At 67.4% G+C, this 26957-nt stretch carries 28 protein-coding genes; 26 read left to right on the top strand and 2 right to left on the bottom strand.

Annotated features, from left to right (window positions below; all coding sequences use genetic code 11):
- Positions 1–10: 10 nt before the first annotated feature.
- The 10 genes from ABL844_RS30575 (at position 11) to ubiA (ending at position 16228) form a co-directional block, all read left to right on the top strand.
- Positions 11–1741, top strand: coding sequence for an acetyl/propionyl/methylcrotonyl-CoA carboxylase subunit alpha (locus tag ABL844_RS30575; protein ID WP_418129959.1), 1731 nt, complete (start codon positions 11–13; stop codon positions 1739–1741).
- An 11-nt stretch (positions 1742–1752) separates the two neighbouring features.
- Complete coding sequence (locus ABL844_RS30570; RefSeq protein ID WP_418129958.1) at positions 1753–2751, top strand: TRAP transporter substrate-binding protein; 999 nt, start codon at positions 1753–1755, stop codon at positions 2749–2751.
- A gap of 36 nt (positions 2752–2787) precedes the next feature.
- Complete coding sequence (locus ABL844_RS30565) at positions 2788–2976, top strand: hypothetical protein (RefSeq protein ID WP_184639530.1); 189 nt, start codon at positions 2788–2790, stop codon at positions 2974–2976.
- 70 nt (positions 2977–3046) lie between these two features.
- Positions 3047–10576 (top strand): amino acid adenylation domain-containing protein, encoded by a 7530-nt coding sequence (locus ABL844_RS30560; protein ID WP_418129957.1) that lies wholly within the window; start codon positions 3047–3049, stop codon positions 10574–10576.
- A 1-nt stretch (position 10577) separates the two neighbouring features.
- Positions 10578–11909 (top strand): glycosyltransferase, encoded by a 1332-nt coding sequence (locus ABL844_RS30555; protein ID WP_418129956.1) that lies wholly within the window; start codon positions 10578–10580, stop codon positions 11907–11909.
- A gap of 30 nt (positions 11910–11939) precedes the next feature.
- Positions 11940–12161: an MbtH family protein gene (locus ABL844_RS30550; RefSeq protein ID WP_184639536.1), complete on the top strand. Its 222-nt coding sequence runs from the start codon at positions 11940–11942 to the stop codon at positions 12159–12161.
- Positions 12162–12327: 166 nt separating this feature from the next.
- A complete protein-coding gene (locus ABL844_RS30545; protein ID WP_418129955.1) occupies positions 12328–13569 on the top strand; it encodes an acyltransferase family protein in 1242 nt (413 codons plus the stop codon).
- A gap of 74 nt (positions 13570–13643) precedes the next feature.
- Entirely contained in the window at positions 13644–14609 is a 966-nt protein-coding gene (locus ABL844_RS30540; RefSeq protein WP_126021198.1) for a LysR substrate-binding domain-containing protein, read from the top strand.
- Positions 14610–14763: 154 nt separating this feature from the next.
- Complete coding sequence (locus ABL844_RS30535) at positions 14764–15339, top strand: Dps family protein (protein ID WP_126021199.1); 576 nt, start codon at positions 14764–14766, stop codon at positions 15337–15339.
- Positions 15329–16228 carry a 4-hydroxybenzoate octaprenyltransferase gene (gene ubiA / locus ABL844_RS30530; RefSeq protein ID WP_418129954.1) on the top strand — a complete coding sequence of 300 codons (900 nt, stop codon included), beginning with the start codon at positions 15329–15331 and terminating at the stop codon, positions 16226–16228. The genes ABL844_RS30535 and ubiA overlap by 11 nt, the downstream gene beginning before the upstream one ends.
- A gap of 48 nt (positions 16229–16276) precedes the next feature.
- On the opposite strand, the gene proC is transcribed toward ubiA, so the two are convergent.
- Positions 16277–17134 carry a pyrroline-5-carboxylate reductase gene (gene proC / locus ABL844_RS30525; RefSeq protein ID WP_418129953.1) on the bottom strand — a complete coding sequence of 286 codons (858 nt, stop codon included), beginning with the start codon at positions 17132–17134 and terminating at the stop codon, positions 16277–16279.
- On the bottom strand, positions 17131–18303 hold the full coding sequence (locus ABL844_RS30520) for an esterase-like activity of phytase family protein (RefSeq protein ID WP_418129952.1): 1173 nt from the start codon (positions 18301–18303) through the stop codon (positions 17131–17133). The genes proC and ABL844_RS30520 overlap by 4 nt, the downstream gene beginning before the upstream one ends.
- Positions 18304–18517: 214 nt before the next feature.
- On the opposite strand from ABL844_RS30520, the gene rplN reads away from it, so the two are divergent.
- The 16 genes from rplN to ABL844_RS30440 all read left to right on the top strand — a co-directional run bounded on the left by rplN (position 18518) and on the right by ABL844_RS30440 (position 26860).
- Positions 18518–18886: a 50S ribosomal protein L14 gene (gene rplN / locus ABL844_RS30515; RefSeq protein ID WP_009124801.1), complete on the top strand. Its 369-nt coding sequence runs from the start codon at positions 18518–18520 to the stop codon at positions 18884–18886.
- A 12-nt stretch (positions 18887–18898) separates the two neighbouring features.
- Positions 18899–19231, top strand: coding sequence for a 50S ribosomal protein L24 (gene rplX, locus ABL844_RS30510; RefSeq protein ID WP_019653967.1), 333 nt, complete (start codon positions 18899–18901; stop codon positions 19229–19231).
- Positions 19232–19242: 11 nt separating this feature from the next.
- Positions 19243–19782, top strand: coding sequence for a 50S ribosomal protein L5 (gene rplE, locus ABL844_RS30505; protein WP_093196100.1), 540 nt, complete (start codon positions 19243–19245; stop codon positions 19780–19782).
- An 8-nt stretch (positions 19783–19790) separates the two neighbouring features.
- Positions 19791–20096, top strand: coding sequence for a 30S ribosomal protein S14 (gene rpsN / locus ABL844_RS30500; protein WP_019653969.1), 306 nt, complete (start codon positions 19791–19793; stop codon positions 20094–20096).
- 20 nt (positions 20097–20116) lie between these two features.
- A complete protein-coding gene (rpsH, locus tag ABL844_RS30495) occupies positions 20117–20512 on the top strand; it encodes a 30S ribosomal protein S8 (protein ID WP_081267428.1) in 396 nt (131 codons plus the stop codon).
- Positions 20513–20536: 24 nt separating this feature from the next.
- Entirely contained in the window at positions 20537–21070 is a 534-nt protein-coding gene (rplF, locus tag ABL844_RS30490; RefSeq protein ID WP_126021202.1) for a 50S ribosomal protein L6, read from the top strand.
- 14 nt (positions 21071–21084) lie between these two features.
- The gene (gene rplR / locus ABL844_RS30485) at positions 21085–21450 is read left to right on the top strand and encodes a 50S ribosomal protein L18 (RefSeq protein WP_026346312.1); all 366 of its coding nucleotides are present in this window, start codon (positions 21085–21087) and stop codon (positions 21448–21450) included.
- 18 nt (positions 21451–21468) lie between these two features.
- On the top strand, positions 21469–21987 hold the full coding sequence (rpsE, locus tag ABL844_RS30480; protein ID WP_125950502.1) for a 30S ribosomal protein S5: 519 nt from the start codon (positions 21469–21471) through the stop codon (positions 21985–21987).
- Between the two features lie 35 nt (positions 21988–22022).
- A complete protein-coding gene (rpmD, locus tag ABL844_RS30475) occupies positions 22023–22205 on the top strand; it encodes a 50S ribosomal protein L30 (RefSeq protein ID WP_019653974.1) in 183 nt (60 codons plus the stop codon).
- Between the two features lie 11 nt (positions 22206–22216).
- Positions 22217–22648 carry a 50S ribosomal protein L15 gene (rplO, locus tag ABL844_RS30470; RefSeq protein WP_019653975.1) on the top strand — a complete coding sequence of 144 codons (432 nt, stop codon included), beginning with the start codon at positions 22217–22219 and terminating at the stop codon, positions 22646–22648.
- Positions 22649–22675: 27 nt separating this feature from the next.
- Positions 22676–23989, top strand: coding sequence for a preprotein translocase subunit SecY (secY, locus tag ABL844_RS30465; protein WP_019653976.1), 1314 nt, complete (start codon positions 22676–22678; stop codon positions 23987–23989).
- A gap of 64 nt (positions 23990–24053) precedes the next feature.
- Positions 24054–24167, top strand: a complete 114-nt coding sequence (rpmJ, locus tag ABL844_RS30460) for a 50S ribosomal protein L36 (RefSeq protein WP_013544106.1) — start codon at positions 24054–24056, stop codon at positions 24165–24167.
- 23 nt (positions 24168–24190) lie between these two features.
- A complete protein-coding gene (gene rpsM, locus ABL844_RS30455) occupies positions 24191–24556 on the top strand; it encodes a 30S ribosomal protein S13 (RefSeq protein WP_013544105.1) in 366 nt (121 codons plus the stop codon).
- A gap of 12 nt (positions 24557–24568) precedes the next feature.
- On the top strand, positions 24569–24973 hold the full coding sequence (gene rpsK, locus ABL844_RS30450) for a 30S ribosomal protein S11 (protein WP_009124825.1): 405 nt from the start codon (positions 24569–24571) through the stop codon (positions 24971–24973).
- A 131-nt stretch (positions 24974–25104) separates the two neighbouring features.
- Positions 25105–25728 (top strand): 30S ribosomal protein S4, encoded by a 624-nt coding sequence (gene rpsD, locus ABL844_RS30445; RefSeq protein WP_126021203.1) that lies wholly within the window; start codon positions 25105–25107, stop codon positions 25726–25728.
- A 142-nt stretch (positions 25729–25870) separates the two neighbouring features.
- Entirely contained in the window at positions 25871–26860 is a 990-nt protein-coding gene (locus tag ABL844_RS30440; protein WP_009124827.1) for a DNA-directed RNA polymerase subunit alpha, read from the top strand.
- Positions 26861–26957: the final 97 nt, after the last annotated feature.

Genomic DNA, 26957 nt, shown 5'->3' with positions numbered 1-26957 from the left:
AAGCCTCCCCATGAAGAAAGTACTGATCGCCAACCGGGGCGAAATCGCCGTGCGCATCGCGCGCGCCTGTGCCGACCACGGCGTGAAGTCGGTCGCGGTGTATGCCGACGCCGACCTGAATGCGCTGCACGCGCGCATGGCCGACGAGGCCTACGGGCTCGACGGCAACAAGCCCGCCGACACTTACCTCAACATTGCCAAGCTGCTCGACGTGGCCGCGCGCAGCGGTGCCGACGCGGTGCATCCGGGCTACGGCTTCCTCTCGGAGAGCGCGGCCTTCGCGCAGGCCGTCATCGACGCCGGGCTCACCTGGATCGGCCCACCGCCGGCCGCCATCGCGATGCTGGGCGACAAGGTGCAGGCCCGCAAGCTCGCGATGAAGGTGGGCGCGCCGCTGGTGGCGGGCACGGCCGGTCCGGTGAAGGACGCGGGCGAGGTGCTGGCCTTCGCCGAGAAGCACGGCCTGCCGGTCGCGATCAAGGCCGCGTTCGGCGGCGGCGGGCGCGGCATCAAGGTGGCGTGGCGGCTCGACGAGGTCGAGGGCCTCTATGAATCTGCGGTGCGCGAGGCGGTGACGGCCTTCGGGCGCGGCGAGTGCTATGTCGAGCAGTTCCTCGACCGCCCCCGCCATGTCGAGGCGCAGGTGCTGGCCGACACGCACGGCAACGTGGTCGTGCTCGGCACGCGCGACTGCTCGCTGCAGCGGCGCAACCAGAAGCTGGTGGAAGAAGCGCCCGCGCCCTTCCTGAGCGACGCGCAGCGCGAGCGCATCCATCAGGCCGCGCGCGACATCTGCGCGGAGGCCGGCTACACCGGCGCGGGCACGGTCGAGTTCATGCTGAGCGCGAGCGGCGCGATCTCCTTTCTCGAAGTGAACACGCGGCTTCAGGTGGAGCATCCGGTGACGGAGGAAACCACGGGCATCGACCTCGTGATCGAGCAACTGCGCATCGCCGAAGGCCTGCCGCTGCAGATCAGGCAGACGCCCGCGCCGCGCGGCCATGCCTTCGAGTTCCGCATCAACGCCGAGGACGTGGGGCGCGGCTTCCTGCCCTCGCCCGGGCCGGTCAAGGTGTTCGACGCGCCCTCGGGGCCCGGCGTGCGCGTGGATGCCGGCGTGGAGTCGGGCTCGCAGGTGCCGGGCACCTTCGATTCGCTGATGGCCAAGCTCATCGTCACCGGCGCCACGCGCGAGCAGGCCATCGCGCGGGCGCGGCGTGCACTCAAGGAGTTCCGCATCGAGGGCCTGCCGACGGTGCTGCCCTTCCATCGCGCGGTGATGGCGCACCCGGACTTCGTCTCGGGCGACGCCTTCAAGGTGCACACGCGCTGGATCGAGACAGACTTCGCCAACGGCGAGACGCCGGCCCTGCGCCCCGATCCGCTGCCCGACGCCGCGCTGCTGCGCACGGCGATCGAAGTCGATGGGCGGCGCATGGCGGTGGGCCTGCCGGCAGTGCTGCTGAGCGGGCTCTCGGCCGCAGCAGGCGGTGCCGCGGCGGCTCCCGCGTCGCAGGCACCCGCGGCGGATGCAGCCGCGGTGGCCGCACCCGTCTCGGGCACGGTGCAGGCATGGAAGGTGGCCGACGGTGACGAGGTCACCGAGGGCGCCGTCATCGCGGTGATGGAGGCTATGAAGATGGAGATGCAGGTGCTCGCGCATCGCGCGGGTCGCATCGCCATCTCGGTGGCCGCGGGCGGCTACGTGGCGGTCGGCGCCGCCATCGCGACCATCGCCTGAAAGGCAGCGGCATGACCAGCGGCAGCATCACGCGGCGCGGCTTCGCATGGCTGGCGTGCGGGGCCGGCCTTCTGCCGCCGGCCGCGGGGTCGGCGCAGGCGGTCGTGTGGCGGCTGGCCACCGGCTATCCGGCGGAGAACTTCCACACCGCCAACCTGCTGGCGATGGCGAAGGAGGTGGAGGCCGCGACCGGCGGGCAGCTTCGCATCGAGGTGCATCCGGGCAACACGCTGTTCGCGCTGAACGCGATCCGCGCGGCGGTGCAGGAGGGCAGGGTCGAGGCCGGCGAAGCCATCATGAGCAGCCTCGCGGCCGACGTGCCGCTGGCGGGCGCCGACTCCGTTCCCTTCATCACGCGCAGCTATGCCGATGCGCAATTGCTGTGGCGCATCCAGCGCCCGCTGATCGAGCAGGACTTCGCGCAGCGCGGCCTGCGCGTCCTCTACGCGGTGGCATGGCCGCCGCAGGGCCTCTTCTCGACGCGGCCGCTCGGCGGCGTGGGCGACCTGCGCGGCATGCGCATGCGTGCCTACAACGACACCACCGCGCGCATCGCGACGCTGATGGGCGCGGTGCCCGTCGACGTTCCGGCCACCGGCCTGGGCAAGGCGCTGGCCGAAGGCCGCATCGATTGCATGCTGACCTCCGCCGTGACCGGCGTGGAGAACCAGGCGTGGCAGTCGATGCGCTACTTCTACGAGATCAACGCGTGGTTTCCGAAGAACCTCGTGTTCGTCAACGCCAGGGCGTGGGACGGGCTCGACCCGTCGTCGCGCAGCTCGCTGGCCGCCGCGTGCGCGCTCGCCGAGACGCGCGGATGGGCCCGCAGCGCCGAGGCCGCCGCCCGCTCGACGGACGAACTGCGGCGCAACGGCGTGAAGATCGAGCCGGTGCCTTTCCTGCTGGGGCGCGACCTGCAGCGCCTCGGCGAGAACTTTTCGCTGAACTGGGTCAAGCAGGTGGGCACGGCCGCCAACGGCATCTTCATTCCGTATTTCGAGAAGCGCTGACGGCCGCGCGCGGAAGGAAAACCCTACGCCCAGGAGATGAAGTTGCTGCGTTGCAACATTCCATTTCCTGCGCTTGCGCTTGCGGTTACGACGAAAGCCATCGGATTTTCCGGCCGCGAATCGGGTGACCACTTCCCGATGAAATCTTTCTCTCTCAACGCCCCACGTGAAATGTTTTCACCCGGGAAGCTGTCGCTGAAATTATTGAAACAGCTTGTACATTGATTCGGAGTTTGCGAATGTTTCCTGCGGGAAACGATCGCTCGCCGATTCAATTCAAGACGTGGAGAAGTTCATGAGCACGGTCGATCCTCTGGGTGCCGCATCGGTCCTCACTACGGGCCAGATGGCGATGTGGCTCGGCGCGAAGTTCGCCTCGCCGGACACCAACTTCAACCTCGCCGAAGCCATCGAGATCGAGGGCTGGATCGACGCGGACGTCTTCGTGGCCGCGATGCGGCAGGTGACCGAAGAGGCCGAGGCCACGCGCCTGAGCTTCGTCGACACCGCGCAGGGCCCGCGGCAGGTGGTGGCGCCCGTCTTCAACCGCGAGATGCCCTTCCTGGACTTCAGCGGCGAGCACGATCCGGCCGCCGCCGCGCAAGCCTGGATGCAGGCCGACTTCACGCGCAAGGACGACCTCGCGCGCGACCAGCTCTGGATGTCCGCGCTGATCCGCCTCGCGGACGACCACCACGTCTGGTACCACCGCAGCCACCACATCGTGCTCGACGGCTTCGGCGGCGGGCTCATCGCGCGGCGCTTCGCCGACGTGTACAGCGCCCGCATCGCGGGCACCGAGGTGCCCGAGGCCTCGCGCCTCGCACCCATTTCGCAGTTGATGGAGGAAGACAAGGCCTATCGCGAATCGGGACGCTACCCGCGCGACAGGCAGTACTGGACGGAGCGCTTCGCCGACGCGCCCGATCCGCTGAGCCTGGCCTCGCAGCGCTCGGTGAACGTCGGCGGCCTGTTGCGCCAGACCGCCTACCTGCCGGCCGAAAGCGTGCGCGCCCTGGCCGACATCGCGCAGCAGCTCGGCGCCACGCTGCCGCAGATCCTGATCGCGACCACCGCCGCCTACCTGTACCGCGCCACCGGCGTCGAGGACATGGTGATCGGCATCCCGGTCACCGCGCGGCACAACGACCGCATGCGCCGCGTGCCCGCGATGGTGGCCAACGCGCTGCCGCTGCGCCTGGCGATGCGCCCCGACCTGCCGGTGGCAGAGCTGATCGCCGAAGTGGGGCGGCAGATGCGGCAGATCCTGCGGCACCAGTCCTACCGCTACGAGCACCTGCGCGGCGACCTCAACATGCTGGTGAACAACCGGCAGCTCTTCACCACGGTGGTCAACGTCGAGCCCTTCGACTACGACTTCCGCTTCGCCGGCCACGCCGCATGGCCGCGCAACCTGTCCAACGGCACGGCCGAGGACCTGGGCATCTTTTTGTACGAGCGCGGCAACGGGCAGGACCTGCAGATCGACTTCGACGCCAACCCCGCGATCCACACCGCGCAATCGCTGGCCGACCACCAGCGCCGGCTGCTGGCCTTCATGACGGCGGTGATCCGCCAGCCCGCGCAGGCCATCGGCCACGTCGACCTGCTCGATGCCGCCGAGCGCGAGCAGCTGCTGGTGACGTGGAACGACACGGTGCACGCAGTGCCCGGGACGAACCTCGTCGCGCTCATCGAAGCGCAGCTCGCCGCCAACCCGCAAGGCATCGCACTGCGCTTCGAGGGCGAGGCGATGAGCAACGAGGAACTCGACCGCCGCGCCAACCGCCTCGCGCACCTGCTGCGCGCGCATGGCGCTGGTCCCGAGCGCACCGTGGCGCTGGCCATTCCGCGTTCCTTCGACCTGATGGTGGCGCTGCTCGCCACGCTGAAGACCGGCGCCGCCTACCTGCCGTTGGACCCGGACTTCCCCCGGGACCGTATCGCCTTCATGCTTGGCGACGCGCGGCCCGCCTGCCTCGTCACCACCGAAGCGCTCGCGGAGTCGTTGCCGGTGGATACGCCGAAGCTCTTGCTCGATGTAGCGCAAACGTTTGCCGCGTTGGCGAATACGGCGAACGGCGACGATGCCGCGCCCGGCGCGGCCATCGACCCCGCGCATCCGGCCTACGTGATCTACACCTCCGGCTCCACCGGCAAGCCCAAGGGCGCGGTGGTGTCGCACCGCGCCATCGTCAACCGCCTGCGCTGGATGCAGGACCGCTACCGCCTGAAGGCCGATGACCGCGTGCTGCAGAAGACGCCGTCGAGCTTCGACGTGTCGGTGTGGGAATTCTTCTGGCCGCTGATCGACGGCGCCACGCTGGTGCTCGCGAAGCCCGGCGGCCACAAGGACGCGGCCTACCTCGCGAAGCTGATCGCCGATGAAGGCATCACCACCGCGCACTTCGTGCCGTCGATGCTGGAAGTGTTCCTGCTCGAGCCGAAGGCGCGCGAGTGCGCCTCGCTGCGGCGCGTGATCTGCAGCGGCGAGGCGCTGTCGCCCGCGCTGGTGGCGCAGTTCCAGCGGCAGCTGCCGTGCGAACTGCACAACCTCTACGGGCCGACCGAGGCCGCGGTCGACGTCACTTCGTGGGAGTGCCCGCGCGAGGCTGAGGACGCGCCGTCTTCGCGCAGCAGCGCGCCCATCGGCCGGCCGATCTGGAACACGCAGATGCATGTGCTCGACAGCGGCCTGCAGCCCGTGCCTCCCGGCACCGCGGGCGAGCTGTACATCGCGGGCGTCGGCCTTGCGCGGGGCTATCTCGAGCGCCCGCTGCTGAGCGCCGAGCGCTTCGTGGCCAACCCCTACGGCGAGCCCGGCAGCCGCATGTACCGCACCGGCGACCTCGCGCGCTGGCGCGAGGACGGCAGCCTCGACTTCCTGGGCCGCGCCGACCAGCAGGTGAAGATCCGCGGCCTGCGCATCGAGCCCGGCGAGATCGAATCGGCGCTGCTGCAGCACGCGCAGGTCGCGCAGGCGGCGGTGGTCGCGCGGGAAGACGTGCCGGGCGAGAAGCGCCTCGTGGCCTACGTGGTGGCCGCCGAGGGAGCCGATCCGCAGGCGGGCGACCTGCGCACCCACCTCGCGCAGTCGCTGCCCGAGTACATGGTGCCCTCGGCCTTCGTCAACGTGCCGGCGCTGCCGCTGGGCCCCAGCGGCAAGCTCGACCGCCGCGCGCTGCCCGCGCCCGAGCTGCAGGCGGCCACGCCCTACGTGGCGCCGCGCACGCATACCGAGAAGATCCTCGCGCGCCTCTGGGCCGAGACGCTGCACCTGCCGCGCGTGGGCATCGAGGACAACTTCTTCGAGCTCGGCGGGCACTCGCTGATGATCGTTCAGCTGATCTCGATGATCCGACAGCAGTTCATGATCGACCTGCCGCTGGATACGCTGTTCCAGGTCTCCACCATCGCCGGCCTCGCCGAGCTGCTCGACCAGGCCTCGCAGGCGCGCCCGAGCCTGGTGCCGATGCCGCGTCCGGCGCGCATTCCGCTGTCGTTCGCGCAGCGCCGCCTTTGGCTGATGAACCAGCTGGAGAACGCCAACCCCGCCTACAACATGCCGCTCGCGCTGCGCCTGTCGGGCGTGCTCGACCGCGCCGCGCTGCAGTCGGCGCTCGACGACCTGGTGCAACGCCACGAGAGCCTGCGCACCATCTACCCGAGCGAGGACGGGCTGCCCTACCAGCACATCCTCGAAGGCGAACAGGCGCGCGCGCTGCTGGTCGAGGCCGACAGCAGCGAGGACGGGATCGCCGCGCAGCTGCACGCCGCCGCCCGCACCGGCTTCGACCTCGGCACCACCGCGCCGCTGCGCCCGCAGCTCTTCAGGCTGGCCGACGACGAGCACGTGCTGCTGCTGCTCACCCACCACATCGTGGGCGACGGCGCCTCGCTGCTGCCGCTGGCTCGCGACCTGAGCGTGGCCTACGCCGCGCGCAGCGAAGGCAAGGCGCCTGGCTGGGCGCCGCTGCCGCTGCAGTACGCCGACTACGCGCTGTGGCAGCAGGAGCTGCTGGGCAGCGAAGACGACCCCGAGAGCATGGCCGGCCGCCAACGCGAGTTCTGGCGCGAGACCCTGCGCGACCTGCCCGAGCGGCTGAGCCTGCCGGTCGACCGCCCGCATCCGGCCGTGCCCAGCTACCGCGGCGACGTGGTGCCGCTGCAGATTCCGCCGCAGGTGCACGAGCGCATGCTGCAGCTGGCACGCGACGGCCAGGCCAGCGTCTTCATGGTGCTGCAGGCGGCGCTCGCGGGGCTGCTCAACCGTCTGGGCGCGGGGGACGACATCGTCATCGGAACGCCGGTGGCAGGTCGCAGCGACCACGCGCTGGACGAGCTCATCGGCTGCTTCGTCAACGCGCTGGTGCTGCGCACCGACCTCGCAGGCCAGCCCAGCCTGCGCGAGCTGGTCGCGCGGGTGCGCGCCACCAACCTCGCGGCCTATGCGAACCAGGAGTTCCCGTACGACCGCATCGTGGAGCTGCTGCGCCCGCAGCGCGGCGGCGCGAACCTGCCGCTGTTCCAGGTGATGCTGGGCTTCCAGAGCGGCAGCAACCGGCTCTCGTTCGGCCTGCCGGGCCTGTCGATCACGCCGCAGCCGGTGGAGGTGGACACGGCCAAGTTCGACCTGTCCTTCATCCTCGACGAGCAGCGCGGCGCCGACGGGCTGCCTGGCGGCATCGCGGGCGGCATCCAGTTCAGCACCGACATCTTCGACCGCGCGACCGTCGAGGCCATCGGCCAGCGGCTCGTGCGCCTGCTGGAGCAGGCCTGCGATGCGCCCGATGCCGCGCTGGGCAGCCTGGACATCCTCGGCGACGAGGAGCGCCATCGCCTGCTGGCCGACTGGAGCGGCAGGAGTGCCGGCACGCGCGACGACATCGCGCCGCTCTCGCTCGCGGCCATGGTGGAGGCGCACGCCGCCGCGCGCCCGCATGCGGCTGCGGTGGTGCTCGACGACGCCTCGGTCGTGAGCTACGCCGCGCTCGACGTGCGCGCCAATCGGCTCGCGCACCTGCTGCGCGGGCGGGGCGTGGGCGCAGGCCACATCGTCGCCACGGTGCTGCCGCGTTCGCTCGACCTCGTGGTGGCGCACCTCGCCATCGTGAAGGCCGGCGCGGCCTACCTGCCCGTCGATCCGAACCACATGGCCGGGCGCAGCGCCTTCGTGTTCGAGGAGGCGGCGCCTGCCGCGGTGCTGACGCACACGTCGCTGCTGCCGGAACTGGCCGGCATTGCGCACTGCCTCGCGCTCGACAGCGACGAGACCGTCGCAGCGCTGGCCATCCAGTCGGACGGGCCCGTGGCGCAGCCGCGCGCGGCCGACCCGCGCGATGCTGCCTACGTCATCTACACCTCCGGCTCCACCGGCAAGCCCAAGGGCGTGGTGGTGCCGCACCAAGGGTTGAGCAGTCTCGGCGCCTCGATGGCGCAGCGCTTCGCCATCGACCACGGCTCGCGCGTGCTGCAGTTCTCCTCCAGCGGCTTCGACGCTTCGGTGATGGACCTGCTGATGGCCTTCCATGCAGGAGCCGCGCTGGTGGTGCCTTCAGCGCAGCAGGTGCTGGGGGCCGAGCTCGGCGCGCTGATCGACCGGCTGGACGTGAGCCACGCGCTGATTCCGCCGGCCGCGCTCGCGACGCTGCCCGAGGGCGAGTACCCGTACCTGCGGACGGTGGTGGTGGGCGGCGATGCCTGCTCCGCCGAACTGGCCGCGCGCTGGTCCAGGGGCCGCCGCATGATCAACGCCTACGGCCCGACCGAGATCACCATCTGTGCGAGCACCAGCGCGCCGATGAACGGCGATGAGCCGCCCACCATCGGCACGCCGGTGTGGAACACGCGCGTGTACGTGCTCGACGACGCGCTGCAGCCGGTGCCGCCGGGCGTGGCGGGCGAGCTCTACATCGCGGGCAGCGGCGTCGCGCGCGGCTACCTGAACCGCGCGTTGCTGAGCGCCGAGCGCTTCGTCGCCGATCCCTTCGGCGAGCCCGGCAGCCGCATGTACCGCAGCGGCGACCTGGTGCGCTGGCGCAACGACGGCAGCCTCGACTTCCTCGGCCGCGCCGACCAGCAGGTGAAGATCCGCGGCTACCGCATCGAGCCGGGCGAGATCGAATCGGTGCTGCTGCGCCATCCGCAGGTGACGCAGGCGGCCGTCATCGCGCGCGAGGACGTGCCGGGCGAGAAGCGCCTGGTGGCCTACGTGGTGGCGTCTTCCGATCCGCAGCCGGCCGAGCTGCGCGCCCACATGGCGCAGTCGCTGCCCGACTACATGGTGCCCTCGGCCTTCGTGCATCTGCCGTTCCTGCCGCTGACGCAAAGCGGCAAGCTAGACCGCAGGGCGCTGCCCGCGCCTGAGCAGCAGGCCGCCTCGGCATATGTCGAGCCGCGCACCGCCACCGAAAGGCAGCTCGCCGCGCTGTGGGCCGAGACCCTTCACCTGGAGCGCGTGGGCATCCACGACAACTTCTTCGAGCTCGGCGGGCATTCGCTGATGGCCATTCAGCTCGGCATGCGCATCCGTCAGCAGGTGCGCGCGGACTTTCCGCATGCCGAGGTCTACAACCGGCCGACCATCGCGGCGCTGGCCGCATGGCTGGACGACAACACGGAAGGCGCCCAGGCGCTGGACCTGTCGCGCGAGCTCGACCTGCCGGCGTACATCCAGCCCCATGTGGCCCTGCCGCCGTTGATTGCAAAGCGCGTGTTCCTGACCGGCGCCAGCGGCTTCGTCGGCAGCCACCTGCTGGCCGCGCTGCTGCGCGACACCTCGGCCTGCGTGGTCTGCCACGTGCGCGCCGCCGACGAGGAGGCCGGCCGGCGCCGCCTGCAGCTCACGCTGGCGCAGCGGCAGCTCGGCGCGATCTGGGACGACGCGCGCATCGAGGTCGTGACCGGCGATCTCGGCAAGCCGCGCCTGGGGCTGGACGACAGCGCGGTGCAGCTGGTGCGCGAGGGCTGCGACGCCATCTACCACTGCGCGGCGCAGGTGGACTTCCTGCATCCCTACGCGAGCCTGAAGCCGGCCAATGTCGACAGCGTGGTCACGCTGCTCGAATGGACCGCGCAGGGCCGGCCGAAGAGCATGCACTACGTGTCGACGCTGGCGGTGATCGACCAGAACAACGGCAAGGAAGGCGCCACCGTCACCGAGCAGTCGGCGCTGGCCTCCTGGCGCGGGCTGGTCGACGGCTACAGCCAGAGCAAGTGGGTGGGCGACGCGCTGGCGCGCGAGGCGCAGTCGCGCTGCATGCCGGTGGCGATCTACCGGCTGGGCGCGGTCACGGGCGACCACACGCACGCGATCTGCAACGCCGACGACCTGATCTGGCGCGTGGCGCATCTCTATGCCGACCTCGAAGCCATTCCCGACATGGACCTGCCACTGAACCTCACGCCGGTGGACGACGTTGCGCGCGCCATCCTCGGCCTCGCGGCACTGCAGTCCTCGTGGGGCCAGGTGTTCCACCTGACGAGCCAGGAGGCGCTGCGGGTGCGCGACATTCCGGCCGTGTTCGAGCGGCTCGGCATGCGGCTCGAACCCGTCGGGCTCGAACCGTGGCTGCAGCGCGCGCATGCGCGGCTCGCCGTGGGGCAGGACCGCGACCTCGCAGCGGTGCTGGCGATCCTCGACCGCTACGACACCTCGGCCACGCCGCCGAAGGTGAGCGGCGAGGCCACGCACGCGCAGCTGCAGGCCATCGGCGCGGCGATCCGCCCTGTGGACCGCGACCTGCTGCAGCGCTACTTCGTCGACCTGGGCATCGACACCAAGGCGCGCTCTCCGGTCGAGACCAGCGCATCGCAGGTGGCCTGAGATGGCGCGCTACCTCATCGCGGCAACCGCGCTGCCGGGACACGTGCTGCCGATGCTCGCCATCGCGCAGCATCTGGTGGGCCTCGGGCACGAGGTGCGGGTGCACACGGCGAGCCGCTTCCGCGCGCAGGCCGAGGCCACCGGCGCGGGCTTCACGCCCTTCGACGCCTCCATCGACTTCGATCACCACGAACTCGACCAGCGCTTTCCGCAGCGCCAGCGGCTGCCGTCGGCGCATGCGCAGCTGTGCTTCGGGCTCAAGCACTTCTTCGCCGACGCCATGGCGGCGCAGCGGGCCGGGCTGGAGGCCATCCTGCGCGACTTCGCGGCCGACGCGATCGTGGTCGATACCATGTTCTGCGGCACCTTCCCGCTGCTGCTGGGGCCGCGCGAGCAGCGCCCGGCCATCGTGGCCATCGGCATCTCGGCGCTGCCGCTGTCGAGCTGCGACACCGCCTTCTTCGGCACCGCGCTGCCGCCGTCGTCCACGCCGGAAGGGCGGGTGCGCAACCGCGCGATGAACGCCAACCTCAAGCAGGCGATGTTCGGCGAGGTGCAGCGCTACTTCGACGCGCTGCTGACCTGCGCGGGCCTGCCGGCGCTGCCGGCGCTGCCGGAGTTCTTCATCGACGCGATGGTGAAGCTGCCGGACCTGTACCTGCAGCTCACCTCCGAATCCTTCGAATACCCGCGCAGCGACCTGCCTGCCTCGGTGCGCTTCGTCGGCCCGCTGCTCGCGCCGGCCAGCCGCGACTTCGTGGAGCCCGACTGGTGGCACGAGCTGGACGACGGCCGCGCGGTGGTGCTGGTGACGCAGGGCACGTTGGCCAACCTGAACCCGGCGCAGCTGATCGGGCCGACCCTGCAGGGGCTGGCCGGCGCCGGCGACATCCAGGTCATCGCGACCACCGGCGGCCCGCAGCCCGAGGCGCTGAACATGGCGGTGCCGGCGAATGCGCGCGTGCTGCCCTTCCTGCCCTACGACCGGCTGCTGCCCAAGGTCCACGCGATGGTGACCAACGGCGGCTACGGCTCGGTCAATCATGCGCTGAGCCTCGGCGTGCCGCTGGTGGTGGCTGGCGCCACCGAGGAGAAGCCCGAGATAGCCGCGCGCGTGGCGTGGTCGGGGGCAGGCATCAACCTGGGCAACGGACAGCCCACCGCGCGCCAGGTCGGCGACGCGGTGCGCAGGCTGCTGAACGACCCCGCCTACCGCCAGCGCGCGGGCGTGCTGCGCGACGACTTCGCGCGGCATCACGCGCTCACCGGGATATCAACTGCGCTCGAGGCGCTGCGCGAGGCCGCTGCTGCCGAATCCGTGGAAATGGCCTGACTGAAGACGAACCCCGCAAGGAAACCGACGATGAGCAACCCGTTTGACGACAAGAACGGCACCTTCCAGGTGCTGGTGAACGACGAAGGCCAGCACTCGCTGTGGCCCGCCTTCATTGACGTGCCCGCCGGCTGGAAGGTGGCGCTGCCCGCCACCGACAGGGCCGCCTGCAGCGCCTACATCGAGGCGAACTGGACGGACATGCGCCCGCGCTCCCTTGCGGCGAAGGATCTCGATGCTGCCGGCGCATGAGGGTGTTCGCCCTGCACCGGCGCGGCGCCGCATGGGCATATGCGTCGCGCCTGCGCTCGTCCGCGGCCGGTGATGTGAGCGCCGCCTCCGGCGAGCGGAAGGAACGCGCCGGCTCTGCCGAAGGGAGGCGGGAAAAGCCGCGGCAGCGGGGCGGGCCGAGCCGGCGATGAGTGTCTTCTCTGCCTGGCCGTACTTCGTGCTCATGCTGGTGGTGCTCGGCGCGATGGCGCTCCCGGTGTTCCGCGCGGCCGACGAGCCGCGGCACAGTTCACGCGACCACCGCACCGCCACGCTCGACGGGCTGCGCGGCTTTCTCGCGCTGAGCGTGTTCGTGCATCACCTGATGGTGACCCATGGCTACATCGAGCATGGCGAGTGGACTTTTCCGCCCTCGGGCTTCCACACGCTGCTGGGGCAGGCGGGCGTGGGCGTCTTCTTCATGATCACCGGCTTCCTGTTCTGGGGAAAGCTGCTCGACGCGAAGGGGCGGCCGGACTGGCGCGGCCTGTATGCCGGCCGGCTCTGGCGCATCGGCCCGACTTATCTGCTGGCGGTGGGCTTGATGTTTCTTGTCGTCGCATGGCGCACCGGCTTCGAGCTCAGGGAGCCGGTGTGGTCCCTGCTCGGCGCAGTGCTGCAGTGGCTGGCCCTCGGCATCTGGCCGCTGCAGCCGGACATCAACGGCTATGCCGGCACGACGCTGATCCTCGCTGGCGTGACGTGGACGGTCTTCGTGGAGTGGCTGTTCTACGGGGCGCTGCGGCCGATGGCGCCGCTCGCGCGCGGCGATCGCACACCCCGGTTCGTGCTCGGTCTCATGCTGCTGCTGTGCCTGCCCTTGCTGTGCTTCGCGGCGCTGTCGCCGGGCGCCACGCCCTCGCGGCCTACGCTCGCGCTGGTGATCGGGGCACTGGCCTGGGTGCTGGCATCGTTTCTCATGGGCATGCTGTCGGCCTGGCTGGTTCGGCGCGGCTGGCCGAAACTGCCGCAGCGATCGGCTTCACTGCTCGCGCTGGCCTGCCTTGGAGGCGTCTTCCTAGGCTTCGAGCACATGGTCGGTCCAGTGCAGGTGCTGCTGCTCTGGGTGTTCTTCCACCTGGTGTGCACCGGCAGCACCCTCTTCGGCCTGCTGGCCACGCGCGCGGCCCGGCGCATGAGCACGGCGAGCTACAGCATCTACCTGCTGCAGGGGCTGGTGCTGACGCTGGTGTTCGGCCTGCGGCCAGTAAGAGAGTTCGCGATGGCCGGGGCGGTGCAGTACTGGCTGGTGGGCACCGCCTGCGCGCTGCTGCTGGTGGCGACCTCGGTGGTCAGCTACCGGCTGGTCGAGAAGCCGGGAATCGCGCGGGGCCGGCGCCTGCGGGCCGGGCCGCGCGGGATGCCCGCGGCGCAGGCGGCGGGGCCTTGAACGGGGGATGGCCGTGGTCCTGAAGACCCCAGGCCATCCTCGTCACACACCCTTGCGCATAATTGACGCAAGCTATGACTCTCACCGAACTCAAATACATCGTCGCAGTGGCCCGCGAAAGGCACTTCGGCAAGGCGGCCGAGGCCTGCTACGTTTCGCAGCCGACCCTCTCGGTTGCCATCAAGAAGCTCGAGGACGAACTCGAGGTCAAGCTCTTCGAGCGCAGTGCCGGCGAAGTGACCGTCACGCCGCTGGGCGAGCAGATCGTGCAGCAGGCCCAGAGCGTGCTCGACCAGGCAGCCAGCATCAAGGAGATCGCCAAGCGCGGCAAGGACCCGCTGGCCGGCCCGCTGAACCTGGGCGTGATCTACACCATCGGCCCGTACCTGCTGCCCGACCTCGTGCGCCAGGTGATCGCGCGCACGCCGCAGATGCCGCTGGTGCTGCAGGAGAACTTCACCGCCAAGCTGCTGGAGATGCTGCGCGCCGGCGAGATCGACTGCGCCATCATGGCCGAGCCCTTTCCCGACACCGGCCTCGCGATGGCGCCGCTGTACGACGAGCCCTTCATGGCGGCGCTGCCCAACAAGCACAAGTTCGCCGACCGCGAATCCATCACGTCCGAAGAACTGCAGAGCGAGACCATGCTGCTGCTGGGCACCGGCCATTGCTTCCGCGACCACGTGCTGGAGGTGTGCCCGGAGTTCGCGCGCTTCTCGAGCAACGCCGAGGGCATCCGCAAGAGCTTCGAGGGCTCGTCGCTCGAGACCATCAAGCACATGGTGGCCTCGGGCATGGGCGTGACGCTGGTGCCGCGCCTGTCGGTGCCGGCCGATGCGCTCAAGCCCAAGGTCAAGGGCCGCAAGGAGGCCGAGCAGATGGTGCGCTACCTGCCGGTGCGCGACGCGCAGGACCGCGACCCGCCCACGCGCCGCGTGGTGCTCGCATGGCGGCGCACCTTCACGCGCTACGAGGCCATCGCCGCGCTGCGCAACGCGATCTATGCGTGCGAGCTGCCGGGCGTGAAGCGCCTTTCGTAGCGGATCGAATGTCGAGAACTTGGCCTACGCGAGGGCTGTTTTGAATCGTTGATCGCTGAGATAGAGTGGCACTGTTGCGAAGCCGCGTGCCGGCTTCCAGAATCGAAGCGAACACCCCCTCCAAGAAATCGACTGAAGAAAAGGATCTCCCGCCATGGCCAAAGACTCCAAGAAACCATCGTCAGCAGCTTCCGCCGGCAAGGTGCCCAAGAAGGGCGGCAAGCAGGTCGCGCAGGAGTCGGGCAGCCGCAATGCGCCCATCATCAACATCGGCATCGAGCGCCAGGACCGCGCCGCCATCGCCGAAGGCCTGAGCCGCGTGCTGGCCGACACCTACACGCTGTACCTCACCACGCACAACTTCCACTGGAACGTGACGGGCCCGCACTTCAACTCGCTGCACGCCATGTTCATGCAGCAGTACACCGAGCTGTGGGGCGCGACCGACGTGATCGCCGAGCGGATCCGCGCACTGGGCCACTACGCCCCTGGCTCGTACGCCGAGTTCAGCAAGATCGCCACCGTGCCCGATGTGCCTCAGAACCCGCCCAAGGCGATGGAGATGGTGCGCATCCTGGTGAAGGGCCACGAGACCGTGTCGCGCATCGCGCGCGAATTCATTCCTGTCGCCGAGGAAGCCGGCGACGACCCGACGGCCGACATGCTGACCGCGCGCTGCACGGTGCACGATCAGACGGCCTGGATGCTGCGTTCCCTCCTTGAAGACTGATTCCGCTCCCTCCGTCATCGCGCCCGCGGCTCGCCGCGGGCGTTTTGCGTTGTATCTCGACCTGATCCGCTGGAACCGCCCGGCGGGCTGGCTGCTGCTGCTGTGGCCCACGCTGGGCGCGCTGTGGTTCGCGGCCGGCGGCTGGCCGGGCTGGCACTTGCTCATCGTGTTCACGCTCGGCACCTTCCTCATGCGCAGCGCCGGCTGCTGCGTGAACGACGTGGCCGATCGCGACTTCGACCGCCATGTGAAGCGCACCGCGCAGCGGCCCGTGACAAGCGGCGAGCTGTCGGTCAAGGAAGCGCTGGGGCTGGGCGTGGTGCTGGCGCTGGTGTCCTTCGGGCTGGTGCTCACGACCAACCGCACGACGGTACTGTGGTCGTTCGCGGCGCTGGCCATTACGCTGGTTTATCCCTTCGCCAAGCGCTTCGTCTCGGTGCCGCAGGCGGTGCTGGGCATCGCCTTCAGCTTCGGCATTCCGATGGCCTTCGCGGCGGTGCAGTCGACCGTGCCGCTCTTTGCGGCGGTGCTGCTCGCGGGCAACCTGTTCTGGGTGCTGGCCTACGACACCGAATACGCGATGGTCGACCGCGACGACGACCTCAAGATCGGCATGAAGACATCGGCCATCACCTTCGGCCGCTTCGATGTTGCGGCGGTAATGGCGAGCTACGCGATCTTCCTCGCGGTCTGGACCTGGGCAGGCGCCAGCCGTTCGCTGGGCGTGCTGTTTTATGTGGGCATCGCCGTGGCTGCGGCGCAGGCTCTGTGGCACTGGCGGCTGATTTACGACCGCACGCGCGAAGGCTGCTTCAAGGCATTCCGGCTGAACCACTGGCTGGGCTTCACCGTGTTCGCCGGCGTCGTGGCCGGCTACGCGCTGCGTTGAGCACGCCGCGCTGTCCGGCGGGCTTCGTGGCTCTATCCAACGAGTTGTTCAGTCGCGGCCGAATTCTTCGCCCAGTTCGGCGGCGCGCTTCTGTGCCGCGCGGATCGCGGTCTTGAACTGCGACTTCACGTCCGCTGCCTGCAGCGAGGTGATGGCCGCGTAGGTCGTGCCGCCCTTCGAGGTCACGCGCTCGCGCAGCACCGACGGCGGCTCGGTCGCGCTGTGCGCCAGCGCCGAGGCGCCGGTGAACGTGCCGATCGCCAGCCGCTGGGCCTGCTCGGGCGAGAGGCCCATCTCGACGCCGGCCTCGGTCATTGCCTCGATGAAATAGAACACGTAGGCCGGGCCGGAGCCGGACATGGCGGTGACTGCGTCGAGGGCCGGTTCGGTGTCCACCCAGAGCAGTTCGCCGGTAGGCGCCAGCAGTTGGCCGACCATCGAGCGGTCGCTGCCTTCGACGCCGGGGCGGGCATACAGGCCGGTCATGCCCTTGCCCACCAGCGCGGGCGTGTTGGGCATGGCGCGCACCACGCGCTCGGTGCCGAGCCAGCGGGCGATGCTGTCGGACGGAATGCCCGCGGCCACGCTCAGGTGCAGGGCATCGGCGGCGAAGGCGCGCACCGGCCTGGCGGCTTCGGCGAAGGTCTGGGGCTTGACCGCCCACACCACCACGCCGCAGCGCGACAGCGCCTCGCTCGCCTCGGCCCTGGCGACGATGCCGAAGGACTGGGCCAGCTTCTTCCGGGCCTCCTCGAAGGGCTCGACCACCTGGAAGGCATCCGCCGGGGTGCCTTGCTGGATCAGGCCGCCGATGATGGCGCTGGCCATGTTGCCGCCCCCGATGAAGGCGACGGGAGGCAGCGGCGCAGGGCCGGTGCGGGGCAGGAAGGTCACGGCGATGGTCATGGTCGGTCGGCGTATTCGAAGGCGGCGAACTGGGTGATTTGAAGCGGATTGAAATTGTCGTCGCTCACGACCACCAGCATGCGCCTGCCGCCGGGCAGCGGCGGGCCCCAGCACATGCCTTCGGTGTTGTCGAGCCGGGAGAGGCCCAGCGTGGCGAAGTCGGCCACCAGGGTCTTGGCTGCCGGCCGGTGGTTGCCGGGCGCCAGCGCATCGACCGCGAGCACGTCGCTGGCGGCGCGGGTGTCTATTTCATACAGGCGCAGCGAATTGCCGCGGCCGGTGGCGTAGGCGCGCTCCAGCACCAGCATGCGGTCGGCGTCGATCATCAGGATCTCGCTCACGCCGTTGTCGGCGTAGCTTCCGGGAACGAGCGGGCGCAGCGGGATGGCGTCGGGAACGTAGGCGATCTGGCGGTCGGGCTGGCCGGTCTCCAGGTCGATCCGCGTGAAGCGGCAGGGACCGCCGGCGGCGCCCACGGCGGGTTCGGGGCCGTCCTGGATCAGGGCGTTTTCCATCGCCAGCCAGGCGAAGCGGCCGTCGGGCGTGAGGCTGACGCCCTCGAAGGTCAGGTTGTCGCGCGGGCCGCGGCGCTTTGCCGGATCGGGCTGGAACATCGCCGGCATTCGGAATTCGCGCAGGAAACGGCCGTCGCGGGCCGATTCGTACAAGGCCGGCCCGAAGCCGCGTGCGACGTCCCCCTCGCTGGTCCACAGCAGGGTGTTGGTGGCGGGGCGCAGCCGAAGGGCTTCAGGATCGGGTGCAGGCAGGCCGTCGACCGCGTTGCGGCGGTTGGGCCAGGGACCGCCGCCCGGGCGTTGCAGCTGCACCACGCCGGTCGACTCCGGCGGCGCGGCCTGCGGAGAGGGCCAACGGGCGGTGTAGTAGCGGACGGGGGCGAGATCTGATCGGTCGTCGCTGATGAGCAGGTACTCACCTCGGATTGGGTCGTAGTCGATGCCCGAGAGGCCTCCGGCCGTGGTTCCCTCTATATGAAGGCGGTGCGGCCAACGCGCTTCGGCGAGGAGGCGCAGCCGGCCGGGGTCCGGGTTCGGTGTCGCGCCGCCTTTGCAACCGGCCAGTGCCAGCCCCGCGAAGCCGACCCCGGCGGCCAGCAGGCGCCGGCGCTGTATTGACGAGGTCGAAAGAACGGGGTTTTCGGGCGCTTGCACGCCCCGGAGTCTAGTGGCAGTGCTCGACGGCAAGCAGGGTTGTTGACTTCCGGCTTCTCGCGTGCAACAATCGCGGGCTTCGCTTTCAAAAGGCGAAGCTTTCAGCCCAAAGCGAAAGTGTCCCGAGTGGTTCGGGGCATGGACGACGGGCCCAAGACTGACTGATTTGCCTCCCTCCTGGATGCACATCGGTACAAGTTGGGAATATCAAGAAATGATCCAAACTGAATCCCGGCTCGAAGTGGCCGACAACACGGGCGCGAAATCCGTCCTGTGTATCAAGGTGCTCGGTGGCTCCAAGCGGCGTTATGCCAGCGTGGGCGACGTCATCAAGGTCAGCATCAAGGAAGCCGCTCCGCGTGGTCGCGTCAAGAAGGGCGAGATCTACAGCGCAGTGGTGGTCCGCACCGCCAAGGGCATCCGTCGCGCCGACGGTTCGCTCGTCAAGTTCGACGGCAACGCAGCAGTGTTGCTCAACGCCAAGCTGGAGCCCATCGGCACCCGCATCTTCGGACCGGTCACGCGCGAACTGCGTACCGAGAAGTTCATGAAGATCGTGTCGCTGGCCCCCGAAGTTCTCTAAGGACACAACGCCATGAACAAGATTCGCAAGGGCGACCAGGTCATCGTGTTGGCCGGCCGCGACAAGGGCAAGCGGGGCACCGTCTCGCTGCGCAAGGACGACTCGCATGTGGTCGTCGAAGGCATCAACCTCGTCAAGAAGCACACCAAGCCGAACCCCCTGAAGGGTACGACCGGTGGCATCGTCGAGAAGGCCATGCCGATTCACCAGTCCAACGTGGCGATCTTCAACGCCGCGACCGGCAAGGCCGATCGCGTGGGCGTCAAGGTCACCCAGGATGCTGACGGCAAGCGCGTGGCTGTTCGCGTGTTCAAGTCGAGCGGCGAAGAAATCAAGTTCGCCTAAGAGGTACTCACATGGCACGTCTCCAACAACACTATCGCGAAAAGATCGCGAAAGACCTGACGGAAAAGTTCGGCTACACGTCGCCGATGCAGGTTCCGCGCCTCACCAAGATCACCCTGAACATGGGCGTGGGTGAAGCAGTCGCCGACAAGAAGGTTCTCGACAACGCCGTCGCCGACCTGACCAAGATCGCCGGCCAGAAGCCCGTGGTCACCAAGTCGAAGAAGGCCATCGCCGGCTTCAAGATCCGCGAAAACCAGCCGATCGGCTGCATGGTCACGCTGCGTGGCGTGCACATGTACGAATTCCTGGATCGCTTCGTGACCATCGCGCTGCCGCGCGTTCGCGACTTCCGTGGTATCTCCGGCCGTGCTTTCGACGGCCGTGGCAACTACAACATCGGCGTCAAGGAACAGATCATTTTCCCCGAGATCGAGTACGACAAGGTCGATGCCCTGCGCGGTCTCAATATCAGCATCACGACGACGGCCAAGACCGACGAAGAAGCCAAGGCTCTTCTCGCCGGCTTCCGTTTCCCGTTCAAGAACTGAGGTGACCTGTGGCTAAAGCATCTTTGATCCAGCGCGAACTCAAGCGCGACAAGCTGGTTGCCAAGTTCGCAGCGAAGCACGCCGAACTGAAGGCGGCTTCCAACGACCTGAAGAAGACCGAGGAAGAGCGCGCCGCTGCTCGCCTGGCGCTGCAGAAGCTGCCGCGCAACGCGAACCCCACGCGCCAGCGCAACCGTTGCGAAATCACCGGTCGTCCCCGTGGCACCTTCCGTCAATTCGGTCTGGCCCGCGCCAAGATCCGCGAACTGGCTTTCAACGGCGACATCCCCGGTGTCACCAAGGCCAGCTGGTAAGCCAGGCAGGAGCAAACAACATGAGCATGAGTGATCCCATTGCCGACCTGCTGACGCGTATCCGCAACGCGCAGATGGTGGCGAAGCCCACCGTGTCGGTCCCGTCTTCCAAGGTGAAGATCGCGATCGCACAAGTCCTGAAGGACGAGGGCTACATCGACGGCTTCCAGGTCAAGACCGAAGCCGGCAAGAGCGAACTGGAAATCTCGCTGAAGTACTACGCTGGCCGTCCGGTCATCGAGCGTATCGAGCGTGTGAGCCGCCCCGGCCTGCGTGTCTACAAGGCCAGCGCTTCCATTCCGCAAGTCCAGAACGGCCTCGGCGTCGCCATCGTCACGACCCCCAAGGGCGTGATGACCGACCGCAAGGCTCGCGCCTCCGGTGTCGGCGGCGAAGTCCTGTGCTACGTCGCCTAACCGAGACATCGAGGAGTAACTGAAATGTCCCGAGTAGGAAAATCGCCGGTCGCCATCCCCGCAGGCGTGGATGTGTCGATCAAGGAAGACCAGATCAGCGTCAAGGGTACGGGCGGCACGCTCAACCTCGCGCGCAACGCGCTGGTCAACGTCGTCAGCAAGGACGGCAAGCTGAGCTTCGAACCCGCCAACGAATCGCGTGAAGCCAACGCGATGAGCGGCACGGTTCGCCAGCTCGTGAACAACATGGTGGTCGGTGTGACCAAGGGCTTCGAGAAGAAGCTCAGCCTGATCGGCGTGGGCTACAAGGCCGCCGCCCAGGGCGCCAAGCTGAACCTCCAGGTCGGCTACTCGCACCCCGTCAACATCGACATGCCGCAAGGCATCACGGTGGCGACGCCTACCCCGACCGAAGTCGTGGTCAAGGGCGCAGACCGCCAGCGCGTCGGCCAGGTGGCTGCTGAGATCCGTGCCGTTCGTCCGCCAGAGCCCTACAAGGGCAAGGGCATCCGCTATGCGGACGAGAAGATCGTGATCAAAGAGACCAAGAAGAAGTAAGGGGCAGCAAAATGATGTTGACCAAAAAAGCACAGCGTCTCCGCCGCTCGCGCCAGACCCGCATCCGCATCGCGACGCAGGGCGTGGCCCGTCTGACGGTGAATCGCACCAACCTGCACATCTACGCCACCGTCATCTCCGGCGACGGCGCCAAGGTGATTGCAACCGCATCGACGGCAGAAGCCGAAGTGCGTACCTCGCTCGGCGGTTCGGGCAAGGGCGGCAACGCTGCCGCCGCCACCGCCGTCGGCAAGCGCATCGCTGAAAAGGCGAAGGCAGCCGGCATCGAGAAGGTCGCTTTCGACCGCGCAGGTTTCGCCTACCACGGCCGCGTCAAGGCGCTGGCCGAAGCCGCCCGCGAAGCCGGCCTGCAGTTCTAACCGGACACGAGATTCAAAATGGCAAAGATTCAGGCAAGAGCTCAGAACGAAGGCCCTGAGGACGGTTTGCGCGAGAAGATGATCGCGATCAACCGCGTCACCAAGGTGGTGAAGGGTGGTCGTATCCTCGGTTTCGCAGCACTCACCGTGGTCGGTGACGGCGATGGCCGCGTCGGCATGGGCAAGGGCAAGTCGAAGGAAGTGCCCGCTGCAGTGCAGAAGGCAATGGAAGAAGCGCGTCGCAACCTGCTGAAGGTTTCGATCAAGAACGGCACGCTGCACCACCAGGTGCAAGGCCACCACGGCGCTTCGACGGTCGTGATGTATCCGGCTCCCAAGGGTACCGGCATCATCGCCGGCGGCCCGATGCGCGCCGTGTTCGAAGTGATGGGTATCACCGACATCGTGGCCAAGAGCCATGGTTCGTCGAACCCCTACAACATGGTTCGCGCCACGCTCGACGGGTTGAAGAACTCGACGACCGCCAGCGAAGTGGCTGCCAAGCGCGGCCTGACCGTCGAAGAAATCTTCGCCTGAGCGCAGGCCGTCGCAAGCCTCAAGGAAGCATTCAAATGACGCAACAACAGACCCTCAAGGTGCAACTGGTCAAGAGCCCGATCGGCACCAAGGAATCGCATCGCGCGACCGTGCGCGGCCTCGGCCTGCGCAAGCTCAACAGCGTGAGCGAGCTGCAAGACACGCCCGCGGTGCGCGGCATGATCAACAAGATCAGTTATCTGGTCAAAGTCCTGTAAGAGAGACTGATATGGAACTCAATGGCATCAAGCCGGCGGATGGCGCCAAGCACGCCAAGCGCCGTGTCGGCCGCGGTATCGGTTCCGGCCTGGGCAAGACCTCGGGTCGCGGCCACAAGGGCCAGAAGTCGCGCGCAGGCGGTTTCCACAAGGTCGGCTTCGAAGGCGGTCAAATGCCGCTGCAGCGTCGCCTGCCGAAGCGTGGCTTCAAGTCGCACCTGCTGAAGTTCAACGCCGAAGTCACGCTGACCGCTCTCGAGCAGCTCGGCCTGGCCGAAGTGGACATCCTGGCGCTGAAGCAAGCCGGCCTCGTGGGCCAGCTCGCCAAGGTCGTCAAGGTCGTGAAGACCGGTGAGCTCACCAAGGCCGTCAAGCTGACGGGCGTGGGCGCAACGGCTGGCGCCAAGGCTGCGATCGAAGCGGCCGGCGGCAGCATCGCCTGATCACCATCGGACTGAAAGAAGTTCTTCGTGGCAACTAACGCGGCAACGATCGCAAAAACAGGCAAGTTCGGCGACCTCCGTCGTCGGCTCGTCTTTTTGCTGCTCGCGCTCGTGGTCTACCGGATTGGCGCGCACATTCCTGTGCCGGGTATCAACCCGGACCAGCTGGCTGCGCTGTTCCAGGGCCAGCAGGGCGGCATTCTGAGCCTGTTCAACATGTTCTCGGGCGGTGCGCTGTCGCGCTTCACCGTGTTCGCGTTGGGGATCATGCCGTACATCTCGGCGTCGATCATCATGCAGCTGATGACCTACGTGCTTCCGACCTTCGAGCAATTGAAGAAGGAAGGCGAGGCCGGCCGCCGCAAGATCACGCAGTACACGCGCTATGGCGCGCTGGGCCTGGCCCTGTTCCAGTCGTTCAGCATCGCGGTGGCTCTCGAGTCGTCGGCAGGCCTGGTGATTTCTCCCGGCTTCGGCTTCCGCATCACCGCGATGGTGAGCCTGACGGCAGGTTCCATGTTCCTGATGTGGCTCGGCGAGCAGATCACCGAACGCGGCCTGGGCAACGGCATCTCGATCCTGATCTTCGCGGGTATCGCGGCCGGCCTGCCCAATGCCATCGGCGGCCTGCTGGAGCTGGTGCGTACCGGCGCCATGAACGTGATCGTCGCGCTCTTCATCGTCGCCGTGGTGGTGCTGGTCACCTACTTCGTGGTGTTCGTGGAACGCGGCCAGCGCAAGATCCTCGTGAACTATGCGCGGCGCCAGGTCGGCAACAAGGTGTATGGCGGCCAGTCGTCGCACCTGCCGCTGAAGCTGAACATGGCTGGCGTGATCCCTCCGATCTTCGCCTCGTCGATCATCCTGCTGCCGGCGACGGTGGTCGGCTGGTTCAGCACCGGTGACGGCGGTTTCCGCTGGATCAAGGACGTTGCCAGCGCGCTGCGTCCCGGCGAGCCGATCTACGTGCTGCTGTATGCCGCTGCGATCGTTTTCTTCTGCTTCTTCTACACGGCACTCGTGTTCAACAGCAAGGAAACGGCCGACAACCTGAAGAAGAGTGGTGCATTCATCCCGGGTATCCGTCCGGGTGACCAGACCGCTCGCTACATCGACAAGATCCTGGTTCGACTGACGCTGGCTGGGGCGGTGTACATCACCTTCGTCTGCCTGCTGCCGGAGTTCCTGATCCTGAAGTACAACGTGCCGTTCTACTTCGGTGGTACCTCCCTGCTGATCATCGTGGTCGTCACGATGGACTTCATGGCCCAGGTGCAAAACTACATGATGTCGCAGCAGTACGAATCGCTGCTGAAGAAGGCGAACTTCAAGACATCGTAGGGCTGTGTTTCAGTATTGAGTCCGGGCGGTAGACCGCCACGTTAAACAGTTTTAGGAGAGTGAAATGAGAGTTTCGGCTTCGGTCAAAACCATCTGCCGTAATTGCAAGGTCATCCGCCGCAAGGGTGTGGTGCGCGTGATCTGCACCGACCCGCGCCACAAGCAGCGCCAGGGTTGATTGAAGAGTATTAGAGGACGCACATGGCACGTATTGCTGGCATCAACATCCCGCCGCACAAGCACGCTGAAATCGGCCTGACCGCCATCTTCGGCATCGGTCGCACCCGCGCCCGCCAGATCTGCGAAGCGAGCGGCATCGAGTATTCGAAGAAGATCAAGGATCTGACCGACGCCGATCTCGAGAAGATCCGCGACCAGATCGCCCTGTTCACGATCGAAGGCGACCTACGTCGCGAGACGACGATGAACATCAAGCGCCTGATGGACATCGGCTGCTACCGCGGCTTCCGTCACCGTCGCGGCCTGCCGATGCGCGGCCAGCGCACGCGCACCAATGCCCGCACCCGCAAGGGTCCGCGCAAGGCTGCGCAGTCCCTGAAGAAATAAGGATAGAACAGCATGGCTAAAGCACCTGCAAACAACGCCGCACAGCGCGTTCGCAAGAAGGTTCGCAAGAACGTCGCGGACGGTATCGCTCACGTGCACGCTTCGTTCAACAACACCATCATCACGATCACCGACCGCCAGGGCAACGCCCTGTCGTGGGCTTCGTCGGGTGGCCAGGGCTTCAAGGGCTCGCGCAAGTCGACGCCGTTCGCTGCGCAGGTCGCTTCCGAAGTGGCCGGCCGTGCTGCTGTCGAACAAGGCATCAAGAACCTCGATGTCGAGATCAAGGGCCCCGGCCCCGGTCGCGAATCGTCGGTGCGCGCACTGGCTGCGCTCGGCATCCGGATCAACTCGATCGCCGACGTGACGCCCGTTCCGCACAACGGCTGCCGTCCCCAGAAGCGTCGCCGCATCTGATCGTCAGTCCGCAAGGCGCAGCCGGCTTTGAATAGCGGCTGCGCGTTTGTTTTTTTACTAAGCCCACCGCCATCGGCATTCCGCTGATGGCTCCCGCAGGCAACTGCGGCAGATGACACAAAGGAAAAATCGTGGCACGTTACCTCGGCCCCAAGGCCAAACTTTCCCGCCGTGAAGGCACCGACCTGTTCCTGAAGAGCGCCCGCCGCTCGATCCAGGACAAGGCCAAGTTCGACTCCAAGCCCGGCCAGCACGGCCGCACCTCGGGTCAGCGTACCTCCGACTACGGCCTGCAGCTGCGCGAGAAGCAGAAGGTCAAGCGCATGTACGGCGTGCTCGAGAAGCAGTTCCGCCGCTACTTCGAAGAAGCCGATCGCCGCCGTGGCAACACCGGTGCCAACCTGCTGTTCATTCTCGAATCGCGCCTGGACAACGTCGTCTACCGCATGGGCTTCGGCTCGACCCGCGCAGAAGCGCGCCAGCTCGTGTCGCACAAGGCGATCACGGTGAACGGCCAGTCGGTCAACATCCCGTCGTACCTGGTCAAGACCGGCGACGTGATCGCCGTGCGCGAGAAGTCGAAGAAGCAGACCCGCGTTGTCGAAGCGCTGCAACTCGCCCAGCAAGTCGGTATCCCGGCATGGGTCGACGTGAATGCCGACAAGGCCGAAGGCACGTTCAAGAAGGTGCCCGATCGCGACGAATTCGCAGCCGACATCAACGAATCGCTGATCGTCGAACTGTATTCGCGTTGATTTTTTCTACCCGCCTGCGCTTCCACGCGCCGGCGGGAGATTGTTTTTGTTGTTCACGTTCCTGTTCCGCGCTCCGTCGCGGCTCAGGTGCTTCACCAGCCTTACCGGTGTAACGAGCCGGGGGTATTGAGAGGAAGTCTGCATGCAAACCACCCTGCTGAAACCCAAGACCATCCAGGTCGAGCAACTTGCCGCCAACAAGGCCAAGGTGACGCTCGAGCCTTTCGAGCGCGGCTATGGCCACACGCTCGGCAACGCGCTGCGTCGCGTTCTGCTGTCGTCCATGGTGGGCTACTCGGCCACCGAAGTCACGATCGCTGGCGTTCTGCATGAGTACTCGTCGATCGACGGCGTGCAGGAAGATGTCGTCAACATCCTGCTGAACCTCAAGGGCGTGGTGTTCAAGCTCCACAACCGCGACGAAGTCACGCTGAGCCTGCGCAAGGACGGCGAAGGCCCGGTCCTGGCCTCGGACATCCAGACCCCGCACGACGTCGAGATCATCAACCCCGACCATGTGATCGCCCACCTGTCGCAAGGCGGCAAGCTCGACATGCAGATCAAGGTCGAGAAGGGTCGCGGCTACGTGCCCGGCACGATGCGCCGCTACGCGGACGAGCCGACCAAGTCGATCGGCCGCATCGTCCTCGATGCCTCGTTCTCGCCCGTCAAGCGCGTGAGCTACACGGTCGAAAGCGCCCGCGTCGAGCAGCGCACCGACCTGGACAAGCTGCTGGTCGAAATCGAGACCAACGGCGCGATCACCGCCGAAGACGCAGTGCGCGCATCGGCTAAAATCCTGGTCGAGCAGCTCGCCGTGTTCGCGCAGCTCGAAGGCGGCGAACTCGCTGCGTTCGACGCTCCGGCTCCGCGCAGCGCACAGCAGTTCGATCCGATCCTGCTGCGCCCTGTCGACGAACTCGAACTGACGGTGCGTTCGGCCAACTGCCTGAAGGCCGAAAACATTTACTACATCGGTGACCTGATCCAGCGCACCGAGAACGAGCTGCTCAAGACCCCGAACCTGGGTCGCAAGTCGCTCAACGAAATCAAGGAAGTGCTTGCCTCGCGCGGCCTGACCTTGGGCATGAAGCTCGAAAGCTGGCCGCCGGCCGGCCTCGACAAGCGTTGATCATTTGAATTTTTTGAAAGAGGCCCCCTGAAAAGGGCCAGTGCACCGGGCAGTACCTGACACGGCTGCCTGTTTTTATAAAGTAAAGGAAAGCACC

This window comes from Variovorax sp. 278MFTsu5.1 (assembly GCF_048305045.1).
Taxonomy (GTDB): domain Bacteria; phylum Pseudomonadota; class Gammaproteobacteria; order Burkholderiales; family Burkholderiaceae_C; genus Variovorax; species Variovorax guangxiensis.
The sequence above is the reverse complement of the archived record's forward strand: the minus strand, read 5'-3'. Positions and strand labels throughout refer to the sequence as shown.

What these genes read in the sequence shown, in the direction of transcription:
- ABL844_RS30575 (WP_418129959.1), top strand. Translation starts at nt 11, where the DNA reads ATGAAGAAAGTACTGATCGCCAACCGGGGCGAAATCGCCGTGCGCATC.
- ABL844_RS30570 (WP_418129958.1), top strand. Translation starts at nt 1,753, where the DNA reads ATGACCAGCGGCAGCATCACGCGGCGCGGCTTCGCATGGCTGGCGTGC.
- ABL844_RS30565 (WP_184639530.1), top strand. Translation starts at nt 2,788, where the DNA reads ATGAAGTTGCTGCGTTGCAACATTCCATTTCCTGCGCTTGCGCTTGCG.
- ABL844_RS30560 (WP_418129957.1), top strand. Translation starts at nt 3,047, where the DNA reads ATGAGCACGGTCGATCCTCTGGGTGCCGCATCGGTCCTCACTACGGGC.
- ABL844_RS30555 (WP_418129956.1), top strand. Translation starts at nt 10,578, where the DNA reads ATGGCGCGCTACCTCATCGCGGCAACCGCGCTGCCGGGACACGTGCTG.
- ABL844_RS30550 (WP_184639536.1), top strand. Translation starts at nt 11,940, where the DNA reads ATGAGCAACCCGTTTGACGACAAGAACGGCACCTTCCAGGTGCTGGTG.
- ABL844_RS30545 (WP_418129955.1), top strand. Translation starts at nt 12,328, where the DNA reads ATGAGTGTCTTCTCTGCCTGGCCGTACTTCGTGCTCATGCTGGTGGTG.
- ABL844_RS30540 (WP_126021198.1), top strand. Translation starts at nt 13,644, where the DNA reads ATGACTCTCACCGAACTCAAATACATCGTCGCAGTGGCCCGCGAAAGG.
- ABL844_RS30535 (WP_126021199.1), top strand. Translation starts at nt 14,764, where the DNA reads ATGGCCAAAGACTCCAAGAAACCATCGTCAGCAGCTTCCGCCGGCAAG.
- proC (WP_418129953.1), bottom strand. Translation starts at nt 17,134, where the DNA reads ATGACCATCGCCGTGACCTTCCTGCCCCGCACCGGCCCTGCGCCGCTG.
- rplN (WP_009124801.1), top strand. Translation starts at nt 18,518, where the DNA reads ATGATCCAAACTGAATCCCGGCTCGAAGTGGCCGACAACACGGGCGCG.
- rplX (WP_019653967.1), top strand. Translation starts at nt 18,899, where the DNA reads ATGAACAAGATTCGCAAGGGCGACCAGGTCATCGTGTTGGCCGGCCGC.
- rplE (WP_093196100.1), top strand. Translation starts at nt 19,243, where the DNA reads ATGGCACGTCTCCAACAACACTATCGCGAAAAGATCGCGAAAGACCTG.
- rpsH (WP_081267428.1), top strand. Translation starts at nt 20,117, where the DNA reads ATGAGCATGAGTGATCCCATTGCCGACCTGCTGACGCGTATCCGCAAC.
- rplF (WP_126021202.1), top strand. Translation starts at nt 20,537, where the DNA reads ATGTCCCGAGTAGGAAAATCGCCGGTCGCCATCCCCGCAGGCGTGGAT.
- rplR (WP_026346312.1), top strand. Translation starts at nt 21,085, where the DNA reads ATGTTGACCAAAAAAGCACAGCGTCTCCGCCGCTCGCGCCAGACCCGC.
- rpsE (WP_125950502.1), top strand. Translation starts at nt 21,469, where the DNA reads ATGGCAAAGATTCAGGCAAGAGCTCAGAACGAAGGCCCTGAGGACGGT.
- rpmD (WP_019653974.1), top strand. Translation starts at nt 22,023, where the DNA reads ATGACGCAACAACAGACCCTCAAGGTGCAACTGGTCAAGAGCCCGATC.
- rplO (WP_019653975.1), top strand. Translation starts at nt 22,217, where the DNA reads ATGGAACTCAATGGCATCAAGCCGGCGGATGGCGCCAAGCACGCCAAG.
- rpmJ (WP_013544106.1), top strand. Translation starts at nt 24,054, where the DNA reads ATGAGAGTTTCGGCTTCGGTCAAAACCATCTGCCGTAATTGCAAGGTC.
- rpsM (WP_013544105.1), top strand. Translation starts at nt 24,191, where the DNA reads ATGGCACGTATTGCTGGCATCAACATCCCGCCGCACAAGCACGCTGAA.
- rpsK (WP_009124825.1), top strand. Translation starts at nt 24,569, where the DNA reads ATGGCTAAAGCACCTGCAAACAACGCCGCACAGCGCGTTCGCAAGAAG.
- ABL844_RS30440 (WP_009124827.1), top strand. Translation starts at nt 25,871, where the DNA reads ATGCAAACCACCCTGCTGAAACCCAAGACCATCCAGGTCGAGCAACTT.